A 12,794-nucleotide genomic window follows, 5' to 3' on the forward strand; every position below is an offset into this window, starting at 1 on the left:
ACCTTGCTTTACAACTTTACAAGTTCCGCCGCTTGCGGCTGAATTCAAGATAACAAGTTGGCACCGAACCAACGGTCCATCAAAGGGAGGAGAGATCATGAAATCCTGTCACCGTCTTGCCGTCCTGGCTGCGGGCTTGGCTGCCAGCGGCCTCGCCCTGATGCTCGGCACCACATCGCTCGCAACCGCACAGGAAAAAACTTTCGAATTGAAACTGGCGCATTGGGTGCCGCCGTCGCATCCGCTGCAAAAGGCGCTTGAGGAATGGGGTGCGTCGGTTGAGAAGGCTTCGGGCGGCACCATCAAGTCCAAGGTCTATCCGTCACAGCAGCTTGGCAAGGCCTTCGACCATTACGACATGGCGCGCGACGGCATCGCCGATATGACTTACATCAACCCCGGCTATCAGCCCGGCCGTTTTCCGATCATCGGTGCGGGTGAATTGCCGTTTCTGATTTCCAACGCCAAGGACGGCTCGCAGGCTTTCGACGCCTGGTATCGCAAATACGCCGCCAAAGAGATGAAGGACGTCAAGTTCTGCCTCGCCTTCCTGCACGATCCCGGCTCCTTCCACATGCGGACCAAGAAGGTGATGTCGCCGGATGACATCAAGGGCCTGAAGATCCGCCCCGCGCATGCCACGATGGCAACCTTCGTGACACAGCTCGGCGGCAGCAACGTGCAGGCGAGCGCGCCGGAAGTGCGCGACATCATCGAGAAGGGTGTGGCGGACGGCGTGACCTTCCCCTGGGGTTCGGTGCCGCTTTTCGGCATCGACAAGGTGACCAAATATCACATGGACGTACCGCTCTATGTCACGACCTTCGCCTTCGTGTTCAATCCGACCGTCTACAACCAAATGTCGGCGAAGCAGAAGAAGGTGATCGACGATCACTGCACCAACGAATGGGCGCTCAAGGTCGCCTCGCCCTGGGCCGATTTCGAGCATGCCGGCATCCAGAAACTCAAGAACGATCCCGCCCACGAGGTCTATCGAATTTCGAAGGAACAGCTCGCCGCCTGGCGCAAAGCCGCGCAGCCGCTGGAACAGACCTGGGCCAACAACGTGAAGAAGGCCGGCGGCAATCCCGACGCCATCATGAAAGAGCTGAAGGACACGCTGGCCAAGTTCAATTCTGCTTATTGATAGCGGGCACAAGGCAAGAAAAAGCATGACGGCGGCATCTGCCGCCGTCATCTTATCTTCTCCACTTTCACGATTTCATCGGACGGCGCACGATGATCAGACATCCCGTAATCACCAGGGCCATGGATTTCTTCATCGATTCCATCGAGTGGATCGCGGCCTTTTTCATCGGTGTCGTGGCGCTCGATGTCTTCGCGACCGTTCTGCTACGCTATTTCTTTGGCTTCACGATCCCGGATGCCTACGATTTCGGCATGCTGATGCTCGGCATCGTGATCTTCTGGGGCATTGCCGCGACGAGCTATCGCGGCACCCACATCACCGTCGATCTCATCTGGGCGAATGTCGGCCCCCGCTGGCAGCGGGCGATCGACGTATTCGCAACGCTGGTCCTGCTCTTCGTCGTCGTCGTGCAGACCTATACCCTGTTTGACAAGATGATCAGCACCCGCGACGCCAACCTGCAGACCTTCGAATTGAGGCTGCCGGTCTGGCCGTTCTATCTGGTCGCATGGATCGGCGACGTCGCGGCGGTGCTGCTGATCGTCGTGCGCACCTACCGCCTGATCTTCCATCCCGACCTGATGGCGCGCGATCACAATGCGGCCGTCAAAACGGTTGAGTGAGCGCCATATGTCCGCAGATACCGTCGCTATCATCGGTTTCTTCACACTCTTCATTTTGATGCTGTTGCGCGTTCCCATCGGCATGGCGATGGGGCTTGTCGGGGTTGGCGGGTTTGCCTATCTCACCAGCGGCGGGCCAGCGCTGAAGATCGTCGGCCATACCACCATGCGTACGGTGACCGATTTCAACTTCGCCGTCGTGCCGCTGTTTCTGCTGATGGGCTCCTTCGCCACCACGTCCGGCATGAGCCGCGAATTGTTCCGCGCCGCCAATTCCTTTGTCGGACATTTGCGTGGCGGGCTTGGCATCGCCACCATTGCTGCCTGCGGCGGCTTCGCCGCGATCTGCGGCTCCTCGGTCGCCACCGCCGCCACCTTCTCGCGCGTCGCCTATCCGGAAATGCGTCGCTACAAATATCCGCAGTCTTTCGCGACCGGCGTGATCGCGGCCGGCGGCACGCTGGGCATCATGATTCCGCCTTCTACAGTGCTTGCCGTCTACGGCCTGATCACCGAGCAGGATGTCGGCAAGCTCTTCGTGGCCGGCATCTTGCCCGGCATCCTTGCGGTGCTGATGTACATGGTCACGATCACAATGATCGGTTTGGTGCGGCCGAACTTCCTGCCGGCCGGACCGCGAGCGCCCTGGAAGGAAAGATTCGCCAGCCTGCGCGACGTCTGGGCGACGATTCTGCTGTTCGCCTTCGTGGTCGGCGGCATCTATGGCGGCATGTTCACCGCGACCGAGGCTGCCGGCATGGGCGCCGGCGGCGCCTTCATCCTCGGCGTGCTGCGCGGCCGCCTTTCGGGACAGGACATTCTGCGCTCGCTGCTGGAATCAACCCGCACGACGGCGGCCGTGTTCACCATCCTGATCGGCGCACTGCTGTTCGGCTATTTCCTCACCATCACCCAGACGCCGCAAAAGGTCACCGCCTTCCTCACCGGCCTCGGCATCGGCAGTTACGGCATTCTGACGCTGATCCTGCTCATGTATCTCGTGCTCGGCTGCCTGATGGACGCGCTGGCGATGATCATCCTGACGGTGCCGATCATCTTCCCCGTCATCAAGGAGCTTGGTTTCGATCCGATCTGGTTCGGCATCATCATTGTGATGACCGTGGAACTCGGGCTGATCCATCCGCCGGTCGGGATGAATATTTTCGTCATCAAGAGCGTGATTGAGGACGTGAAGATATCGACCATCTTCTACGGGGTGATGCCCTTCATCCTGACCGACATCCTGCGGCTGATCCTGCTGGTTCTTTTCCCGATCATCGCTTTGTGGCTGCCCTCGCATATGTAACGCAACCACAACGGAGTGTGTTGTGAGAGCGGCCACACCGAAGAAATGGCCCCTGATAACGGCATGTTCCTAGCGGCCGGCCTGCCGCCGGCCGGCTTTCCTTTTTCGGCTCACGTGATAAAAAGGTTTGAGTACCAACTAATTTCCGAGCCGCCATGGAACGCTCGTTCAAGAAGGAAGTGCAGGCCCTCAATCTCGGCGACGGCGAGACCTTCCGCGGCGAAGGCATCCTGGCCGTCACCAAGGCGTTGCTGCAATCGGGCGTCTCCTATGTCGGCGGCTACCAGGGTGCGCCGGTCTCGCACCTGCTCGACGTGATGGTTGATGCCGAGGACCTGCTCGCCGATCTCGGCGTGCATGTGGAGACCTGCACCAACGAAGCTTCCGCCGCCGCCATGCTCGGCGCGTCCATCAACTATCCCTTACGCGGCGCAGTGACCTGGAAATCGATCGTCGGCACCAACGTCGCCGCCGATGCGCTCTCCAATCTCGCCTCGCCGGGCGTCATCGGCGGCGCCATGATCGTGATCGGCGAGGATTATGGCGAAGGCGCGAGCGTGATCCAGGAACGCTCCTACGCCTATGCGATGAAATCCTCGATGTGGCTGCTCGATCCGCGGCCCGATCTGCCGAGCATCGTACGTTGCGTGGAGAAAGGTTTCGAATTATCGGAGGCGAGCCACGCCCCGGTCATGCTCGAATTGCGCATCCGCGCCTGCCATGTCACCGGCCAATTCGAGGCCAAGAACAATCGCCGCGGCGCCTATTCCGGCCTGAACCGCATCGAGGGGCCGCCGCGCTTCGACTACAACCGTCTCGCACACCCGCCGGTCACCTTCATCCATGAGCGATTGAAGGTGGAAGACCGCATGCCGGCGGCGCGCAAGTTCATCCGTGAGCACAAGATGAACGACGTCGTGCCCGGTGACGTCGACGATGTCGGCATCATCGTGATGGGCGGTCTGTCCAACAGCGTTCTGCGCGCACTGGCGCGGCTCGATCTCGCCGACATGTTCGGCAAGACCCGCATTCCGATGCTGGTGCTGAACGTGGTCTATCCGCTGGTGCCGCAGGAAATCAGGGAGTTCTGTGCCGGCAAGCGCGCGGTGCTGGTCGTCGAGGAAGGCCATCCCGAATATATCGAGGAGGCGATCAATTCCGAATTGCGCCGCGCCGACATCCAGACCCGCGTCATCGGCAAGGATGTGTTGCCGAAGGCCGGGGAATACGCATCCGACGTGTTGCTGAAGGGCGTGTCGGCCTTCCTGAGCCAGACGCGGCCGGCCGGCCTCGACGTCGATTCCATCGCCGACCGGGCCGCAAAAATCCTGTCGCATATTCCCGCCGCGCAGGCTTCTGTCGGCACGCTGCCGCCGCGCCCGCCCACATTCTGCACCGGCTGCCCCGAACGTCCCGTCTTCAGCGCAATCAAGATTGCGCAGCGCGAGATCGGTCCGACGCATATCAGCGCCGATATCGGTTGCCACGCGTTCGGCACGCTGGCGCCGTTCTCGTTCGGCAACACCATTCTCGGCTACGGCATGTCGCTGGCGAGCGCGGCCGCGGTCGGCCCGAACATGCAGAAGCGCCCGATCGCGATCATGGGCGACGGCGGCTTTTGGCATAACGGGCTGATCACCGGCGTCGCGTCCAACCTGTTCAACAAGGGCGACGGCGTCCTCCTCGTCATGCAGAACGGCTACACCTCCGCCACCGGCCTGCAATTCATGCCCTCCAGCAAGCAGAGCCGCTCTGGCCCGGCGCCCGGCATGGATGTCGAATCCACGCTGCGCTCCTTCGGCGTGAAATGGCTGCGCAAGGTGCGCACCTACTCCGTCGCCAAGATGGTGAAGACGCTGAAGGAGGCGATGCAATCGCCGGAACACGGACTGAAAGTCATCCTCGCCGACGGCGAATGTCAGTTGGCGCGCCAGCGCCGCGTGCGCGCGGAAGACGCCAAGAAGCTCGCCGACGGTCAGCGCGTCATCCGCACCAAATACGGCGTCGACGACGAAATCTGCAGCGGCGACCATTCCTGCATCCGCCTCTCCGGTTGCCCATCGCTGACGGTGAAGCCCAATCCCGATCCGCTGCGCAGCGATCCAGTCGCGTCGGTCATTGATTCTTGCGTTGGCTGCGGCCTGTGCGGCGAGGTCGCGCATGCGGCGGTGCTGTGCCCCTCCTTCTACCGCGCCGAATTGATCCGCAATGCCACCGGCTGGGATCGCTGGATGCACCGCACGCGCTCGCGCGTCATCGGATGGCTTTCCGGGGGCAAGGAGGCTGCAGCATGAGCGCGCTGCAGCGCCCTGTCACCGTGCTGATCGCCGCGCTTGGCGGCGAAGGCGGCGGCGTGCTCACCAACTGGATCATCAACGCGGCGGCTGATCTCGGTCTGCCGGCGCAATCGACGTCCATCCCCGGCGTGGCCCAGCGCACCGGTGCGACCACCTATTACATCGAGATTTTTCCCCGGCCCTGGCGAGAACTCGGCGAAGCGCGCCCGGTGATGGCGCTGACGCCGGGCATCGGCGACATCGACGTGATGGTGGCGAGCGAATTCCTGGAAGCCGGCCGCGCCATCGCCGCGGGCTTCGTCACACCCGACCGCACCCTGCTGATCGCCTCAACCAGCCGCTTCTATGCCATCAACGAGAAGATGGCGATGGGCGACGGCCGCTACGACCAGACGCGCCTGTTCGACGCCGCGCAGAACAATTCGCAGGCGCGCATCCTGTTCGACATGGAGGATACCGCGAAGAAGGCCGACGCCATGGTCAACGCGGTGATGCTCGGCGCCGTTGCCGGCTGCGGACGGCTGCCGATCCCGGTCGAAGCGTTCGAAGCGGCGATCCGCAGCGACGGCAAATCGGTCGAGGCCAATCTGCGCGGCTTCCGCGCCGGCCTCGCCGCAGCGCGCGAAACCTCGACGGCACGCGGCGTCAGCCCTGACGGCAAGCGGCATCAACCCGTGCATGAGCAAAGCCATCCGCTGGAAGGCGAGATCCGCGCGCAGATGCCGCAACTCGCGCAGGACGTGATGATCGAAGGCGTGCGCCGCCTGACGCGCTATCAGAGCGCAGCTTATGCGCGGCTTTATCTCAATCGTCTCGCGCCGGTACTCGCCGCCGACGAGCGCGCCGCCAGCGGCGGCAAACTGCTGCGCGAGGTGGCGCGGCATCTCGCTGTGCGCATGTCGTTCGAGGATATGATCCGCGTCGCCGAGGCCAAGATCGACCCGGCGCGCATGACCCGCATCGCGAACGAGCTGAACGCCAGGCCGGATGAGCCATTCCATGTCGTGGAATTTCTCAAGCCCGGCATCGAGGAGATGTGCCAGATCCTGCCGCCGCGCCTGGCGCGCTGGATTCTCCGCGTATCGGCGCAGCGCGGCTGGCTCGACCGCTCGCATGTCGGCATGGAGGTGCAAACCACCTCGATCAGCGGCTATCTGCGTTTCTGGCTGCTGGCGAAGCTGAAAGTCTGGCGGCCGCACACTTTCCGCTATCACGAGGAGCAGGCGGCCATCACGTCCTGGCTGTCGCTCATCGTCGATGCGGCGCCCCGCTCGCCGGCGCTGGCAATCGAGATCGCCGAATGCGCGCGGCTCATCAAGGGCTACGGTTCCACACACAGCCGTGGCACCAGCAATTTTCAGATGATCGAAGCCCGGGTCATCCGGCCGGCCATTGATGGGCAGTTGCCCGTCGACCGCGCCATCGATGCGGTCGCCAGCGCGCGAACGGCGGCTCTTGTCGATCCCGACGGCGAGAGCCTGACCCGCTGCCTCGACGATCTTCACCGCCAGACCGCATTTTCTGTGGCCGCGGAATAAAGGCACATTTCGCCGCGTTGTAACGCCAAGGCGCGTCCGGTATGAATGCCGGACGGCCCAATAAACATGTCAAAGTCAGTCTGGGAGGATGCCGTGAACAAGTTGCTTGTGACTGCGATCTTTGGTCTTTCCGTTGCCATCGCCAATTCCGCTTCTGCGCAGCCGATCGGACTCGGCACCAGCCCGCAGGGCACCCTGACCTATGCCGTTGGCGCCGCCGTCTCCAAGGTTCTCGGGGAGAAAGGCAATATCCAGTCGCGCGTGCAGCCGTCCGCCGGCACCGGCGCCATGATCCCGCTGGTCAATTCCAACGAAATCGACATGGGCTTCTGCAATACGCTGGAGCTCTATGACGCGTTCCACGGCGTCGGCACCTTCGACAAGCGCGCGAATCCCAAGCTGCGCACTGTGGCGGTCATTTTCCCGATCCGCGTCGGCCTTTTTGTGCGCAATGATTCTCCGATCAAAACGGTCGCCGACATGAAGGGCAAGACCGTCGCCTACGGCTTCACCAGCCAGGAGATCATCAAGAAGACGGTGGATGCGATGCTCGCAACCGCCGGGCTGTCGGTGAACGATCTGAAAACCGCTCTGGTGCCCAATCTCGTGCGCGGCGTCGACGAGTTCATCGCCGGCCGCGTCGATATCACCACGTTTGCCATCGGCTCGGCGAAAGTTGCGGAAGCCGACGCCGCCGTGGGCGGCATCCGCTTCGTCAACATGGAAAATACGCCGAAAGGCCTTGCTGCCTTCAAAAAGGAATTCCCGACCGCCTATCTCGGCAAGGTTAACCCGGCGCCGAATTTTGCCGGCGTGAAGGAGCCGATCACTACGATGATGTATGATTACACGATCTTCGCCTCGGCCGACATGCCGGCGGAGAAGGTGAAGACCATCGTGAAACTTCTGGCCGAGAACAAGGACGCGCTGGCGCAAGCGCATCCGCTGTTCCGCGGCATGCAGGTCGACAGGCTCTACAACAACATCAAGGTGCCCTATCACGACGGCGCCATCGCCTATTTCAAGGAGAAAGGCATCAAGGAATCCGACTGACCGGCAACCCGCTGCATCGCGGGCAGGGAGGATCACATGCAGAAGCTCCTTTGGGCGGCTGTGGCCGCAACATCGCTTGCACTCTCCTCGCCCGCGACAGCGCAGCCGCTCGGGATCGGAACCAGCCCGCAAGGCACGATGGTCTATACGCTGGGCGCCGCCGTTTCGAAGGCGCTCGCCGAAAGCGCGAATATCCAGTCGCGCGTGCAGCCGTCGGCCGGCACCGGCGCCATGGTGCCACTGGTCAATTCCGGGGAGATCGATATCGGCTTCTGCAATGCGCGGGAATTTTACGATTCCTATCACGGCGTCGGCTCGTCAGATAAGCGTCCGAACAAGAATCTGCGTGCGGTGGCGGTGCTGTTTCCGCTGACGGTCGGACTGATCGTGCGCAACGATTCGCCGATCAAGTCGGTGAAGGACCTGAAAGGCAAAAGCATCTCCTATGGCTATCAGAGCCAGGAGGTGATCCGCATTCTGGTCGACGGCATGCTGGCCAATGCCGGCCTGACCGTGAACGACATGAAGCCGGTGCTGGTGCCGAACCTGATCCGCGGCATGGATGAGCTGATCGCGGGCCGCGTCGACGTGTCGTTCTTCGCGCTCGGCCAGGCCAAGGTCGCCGAAGCGGACGCGGCGGTCGGCATCCGCTTCCTGCCGATGGATGATTCACCGGCGGCCGTCGACGCCATGCTGAAGGTCGTGCAGGTGGGCTATGTCGACAAGATCGCGCCTGCGCCCAACCTGCCCGGCGTGAAAGAGGCCATTCCGGTCGCGCATTACGACTATATCGCCTTCGCCAACAAGGACGTGCCGGCCGAGCGCATCAAGACGCTGACCAAGGTCATCGCCGAGCAGAAGGATGCGATGGCGCAATCGCTTCCTCTGTTCCGGCGCTTCAAGCCGGAGCGCATGTATTCCAGCAAGCTCCAGGTGCCCTATCACGACGGCGCCATTACCTATTTCAAGGAGAAAGGCATCAAGGAGCAATGAACGCCGGCGCTGTATGCAAGGACGCGTGATGACTTCGTCAGCCCAGAAGAAGGCCGCAACAGCTCCGACCAAAATCGCCGCCGAGTTTTTCCTTGAATCGCTGGCTCAGCACGGCGTCGATTATTGCTTCATCAATCCGGGCACGGATTTTCCGCCGATCGTCGAAGCCTATCTCCGCGCCAGGCGCAGCAATCACAAGGTGCCTGAGCCCGTTCTGGTTCCGCACGAGAATCTCGCCGTGGCCATGGCGCATGGCGTCTATCTGGTGACCGGCCGGCCGCAGGCCGTGATGGTGCATGTCAATGTCGGTACCGCCAACACCGTCAACAACATCGCCAACCTCGCGCGCGACCGCGCGCCGGTCATCGTCGCCGCCGGACGCACGCCTTTCACCGAGAAGGGGCATTTCGGATCGCGCACGCGTCCGATTCACTGGGCGCAGGAGATGTTCGACCAGGCTGGCATGGTGCGCGAACTGGTGAAATGGGACTATGAGCTGCGCATGCCCGAGCAGATCGGCGATGTGGTGGCACGCGCGTATGAAATGGCGATGACCAGCCCGCGCGGACCGGTCTATCTGGTGCTGCCGCGCGAACCGCTCTCGGCGCCACTGCTCGATTACACCCCGGAAAAGCTGCGCGCCCTGCCCGCCCCGCCCGCTCCCGATCTGCAATCCATTGCGAAGCTTGCCGAGTGGATCGCGGCTGCGGAGAGGCCGGTCATTCTCAATGCAGCCGCGGGCGACGCAAGGGCTATCGACATCCTCGGCCGCATCGCGAACGACTATGCAATCCCCGTGGTAGCGCATTATTCGCGCGTGATGGCGTTGCCCGCGAGCCACCCCATGCACTTTGGCTATGATTCCGCGGCGATGCTGGCGGAAGCCGATCTCGCGGTGGTGATCGAATGCGACGTGCCCTATCACCCGCATCTAACGCAACCCGCCGCGAATTGCCGCTTTGCGCATATCGGCGAAGATACCGTCTATCAGCGCTATCCCATGCGCAGCTTCCCGACCGACCTGGCGATTACTGCAACCGCATCGCGGGCACTGGAGGCGCTTGAAGGCGCGCTCGCAAAACACAGGCCGGCGATGCAATCGCGTATTGACGCGCGCCGCGGCCCGCTTGTCGAGCGCGCCAAAGCGCGGCGGGTGAAAGCGGCAGCGACGATACAGGCGGACGATCGGATCACGCCGGAATTCCTCAGCCGCATGATCGGCGAAGTGCTCGGTGACGACGCCGTCATCTTTAACGAATATCCGCTGCGGCTGGAGCATTGCCCGCGCGAGAAGCCGGGTACCTTCTTCGCGGCGAGTCCGGCCGGCGGTCTCGGCTGGGGACTGGGCGCCGCGATGGGCGCCAAGCTGGCCGCGCCGGACAAACTCATCGTCGCCACGCTCGGCGATGGCGTCTATCTTTTCACCAATCCGACCGTGTCGCATTGGGTCGGCGAAAAATACAAACTTCCGGTCCTCACCATTATTTTCAACAACCAGCGATACGGCGCGGTGCGCAACGCGACGCTGTCAATGTTCAAGGACGGCGTTGCGGGTGAAGATGACGGTCGTTTCCTTGCCGATCTCGACCCGGGCGCCCCGTATGAGGAATTGGCCAGGGCGCAGGGCGCGTTCGCCGAGCGTGTGGACAGACCTCAGGATCTTGCAGACGCATTGCAGCGGGCACGGGACGCTGTCATGAACGACAGGAAACAGGCGCTGCTCAACGTGATCTGTCCGTATTGAAAGAGTGAGATCGCATGTGGACAGGCGCTGCGGCAACGTCGAGCCGTCCCTTTAAGGAATGGTCAATTGAGTGCTTGCAGCACGGTTACGCCGCATGCGTTGATGTTAAGCGGTCGGGCGGAAGACAAGGGGATCCGGGTGTCTAACAAGCTGCTGAATATGTGGATGGTCGCGATGCGCGCGGCGATCGTCTCTATCGTGGTGATCTGGATCGCCAATATTCCCGGACGCCTGCAGATTCCCCTGTTTACCGAGCAACTGCTTGCCGCCGTGCTCGGCCTCGCACTCGCGCTTTGCTTTCTCACATTTCCTTTTTCGTCGAAAACGACGGGCGAAGAGGCCATCGTTGCCAAAGTCATAGAGGGCGAGCAAAACCAGGTTGGGTGGATCGACATCATTCTGGCCCTGCTCAGCCTCGGCACGTGCTTCTATGTCGCCGTCCGCTATCCCGATCTCATCATCGAATTGGCGACCCGGCCAGTCAGCGGCGTTGTCATTGCCGCCATTATCGTGGCGCTCGTGTTCGAAGCGAGCCGCCGCGTCACCGGCTGGGCGCTGGCGCTGATCGTTCTCGCGCTGTGCGTGCACGCGCTGTTCGGCTGGATGCTGCCGGAACAATTTGCCAGCCGCCCGATCTCGGTCAGTCGGCTGCTGGTCTATCTTGGCATTGATACCAACGCGCTTCTCGGCAACACGCTGCAGATCGCAGTCGTCGTCGTCATACCCTTCATCATTATGGGGCAGGTGCTTTCGCGCTGCGGCGGCTCTGACTTCTTCGCTGATCTTGCCGCCTCACTGATGGGGCATTTCCGCGGCGGCGCGGCGAAGATCGCGGTCGTCGGCTCGGCCTTTTTCGGCATGATTTCCGGCAGCGCCGTCGCCAATGTTGCAAGTGTCGGCAGCATCACCATCCCGTTAATGAAGCGCGCCGGGTTCAGAGGCACTTTGGCGGCGGGCATCGAATCCGTCGGTTCAACCGGCGGCCAGATCTGTCCACCGGTGATGGGCGCCGCCGCGTTCCTGATGGCTGAATATCTGCAGGTGCCCTACAGCGAGGTGATGGTGGCGGCGATCATCCCCGCCTTCCTGTTTTACACGGCGCTGTTCCTGCAGGTCGATCTGGAATCGGCCAAGCTCGGCATTGTCGGGCAGCCGCGGGAGACGCTGCCGTCGGTCTGGGTGGTGCTGCGCACCGGCTGGCACTTCATCATTCCGTTCGTGGTGCTGGTCGGCGGTCTCCTTTGGGCCAATATGGAAGCGGAATACGCCGCTGTGCTGGCGACGCTGGTGCTGATTGCACTCGCCATGACGGTGAAGCACAACGGCCGCCGCATGAGCCCGCGCGAAGCGCTGTCCGCCGTTGTCAGCGCCGGCGGTGCGGTCATCGACATCATCGTCATCACGGCCATTGCCGGCATCCTGATCGGCGCCATGACCATCACCGGCGTATCCTTCTCGCTGACCCAGCAATTGCTGACCGCCAGCGGTGACAGCCTGGTGATCCTGCTGGTCCTGACGGCGTTCGTGTCCTTCATTCTCGGGCTGCCGCTGCCGACCGTCGGCGTCTATGTCATCCTGGCGACACTGGCGGCACCGGCACTGGTGCAGGCCGGTCTGACCCCAATGCAGGCGCACATGTTCGTGCTGTTCAACGGCATTCTCGGCATGGTGACGCCGCCGGTTGCGCTCGCCGCCTTCGCCGCTGCCACCATCGCGCGCTCCGACCAGTGGAAGACAGGTTGGACGGCGATGCGGCTGAGCTGGTGCGCCTACTTCATTCCCTTCATGTTCGCTTACTCGGCACCGCTGTTGATGATCGGGAGCTGGACGGCCGTTCTGGTTGCCTTTGCCGATGCCATGCTCGGCATCTTCCTCGGCACACTCGCGGTCGTCGGCTATTTCATGGCGCCCATTCCGGCGCCGTTCCGGGTTCTCTATGCAATCCTTGCGGCGCTCGTGTTGCTGCCCTCCGCCGCGTTCGGCGGTACCAACATGGTCGGCATCGCGGCCACCGCCATCGGCTTGGCGGCGATCGGCTACGAAATCATGCGCGGCCGCTCCACGTCCCGCGCCGCCATTCCGTCCTGACT

Annotated in this window: 9 protein-coding genes; all 9 read left to right on the plus strand. The window is 62.4% G+C overall.

The window, feature by feature from the left end; all coding sequences use genetic code 11:
* Positions 1 to 136: 136 nt before the first annotated feature.
* The 9 genes from RO009_07485 (at position 137) to RO009_07525 (ending at position 12,792) form a co-directional block, all read left to right on the plus strand.
* Positions 137 to 1,147 (plus strand): TRAP transporter substrate-binding protein, encoded by a 1,011-nt coding sequence (locus tag RO009_07485; protein ID MDT3684867.1) that lies wholly within the window; start codon positions 137 to 139, stop codon positions 1,145 to 1,147.
* A gap of 110 nt (positions 1,148 to 1,257) precedes the next feature.
* Entirely contained in the window at positions 1,258 to 1,773 is a 516-nt protein-coding gene (locus tag RO009_07490; GenBank protein ID MDT3684868.1) for a TRAP transporter small permease, read from the plus strand.
* Between the two features lie 7 nt (positions 1,774 to 1,780).
* A complete protein-coding gene (locus RO009_07495) occupies positions 1,781 to 3,079 on the plus strand; it encodes a TRAP transporter large permease (GenBank protein ID MDT3684869.1) in 1,299 nt (432 codons plus the stop codon).
* 155 nt (positions 3,080 to 3,234) lie between these two features.
* Entirely contained in the window at positions 3,235 to 5,373 is a 2,139-nt protein-coding gene (locus RO009_07500) for an indolepyruvate ferredoxin oxidoreductase subunit alpha (protein MDT3684870.1), read from the plus strand.
* Positions 5,370 to 6,914: an indolepyruvate oxidoreductase subunit beta family protein gene (locus RO009_07505; GenBank protein ID MDT3684871.1), complete on the plus strand. Its 1,545-nt coding sequence runs from the start codon at positions 5,370 to 5,372 to the stop codon at positions 6,912 to 6,914. The genes RO009_07500 and RO009_07505 overlap by 4 nt, the downstream gene beginning before the upstream one ends.
* Before the next feature lie 93 nt (positions 6,915 to 7,007).
* Positions 7,008 to 7,967, plus strand: a complete 960-nt coding sequence (locus RO009_07510; GenBank protein ID MDT3684872.1) for a TAXI family TRAP transporter solute-binding subunit — start codon at positions 7,008 to 7,010, stop codon at positions 7,965 to 7,967.
* A gap of 36 nt (positions 7,968 to 8,003) precedes the next feature.
* Positions 8,004 to 8,960 carry a TAXI family TRAP transporter solute-binding subunit gene (locus RO009_07515; GenBank protein ID MDT3684873.1) on the plus strand — a complete coding sequence of 319 codons (957 nt, stop codon included), beginning with the start codon at positions 8,004 to 8,006 and terminating at the stop codon, positions 8,958 to 8,960.
* A 28-nt stretch (positions 8,961 to 8,988) separates the two neighbouring features.
* Positions 8,989 to 10,704 carry a thiamine pyrophosphate-requiring protein gene (locus tag RO009_07520; protein MDT3684874.1) on the plus strand — a complete coding sequence of 572 codons (1,716 nt, stop codon included), beginning with the start codon at positions 8,989 to 8,991 and terminating at the stop codon, positions 10,702 to 10,704.
* A gap of 138 nt (positions 10,705 to 10,842) precedes the next feature.
* Positions 10,843 to 12,792, plus strand: coding sequence for a TRAP transporter fused permease subunit (locus RO009_07525; GenBank protein MDT3684875.1), 1,950 nt, complete (start codon positions 10,843 to 10,845; stop codon positions 12,790 to 12,792).
* The last annotated feature ends 2 nt before the right edge of the window (positions 12,793 to 12,794 follow it).

This window comes from Pseudorhodoplanes sp., assembly GCA_032027085.1.
Taxonomy (GTDB): Bacteria; Pseudomonadota; Alphaproteobacteria; order Rhizobiales; family Xanthobacteraceae; genus Pseudorhodoplanes.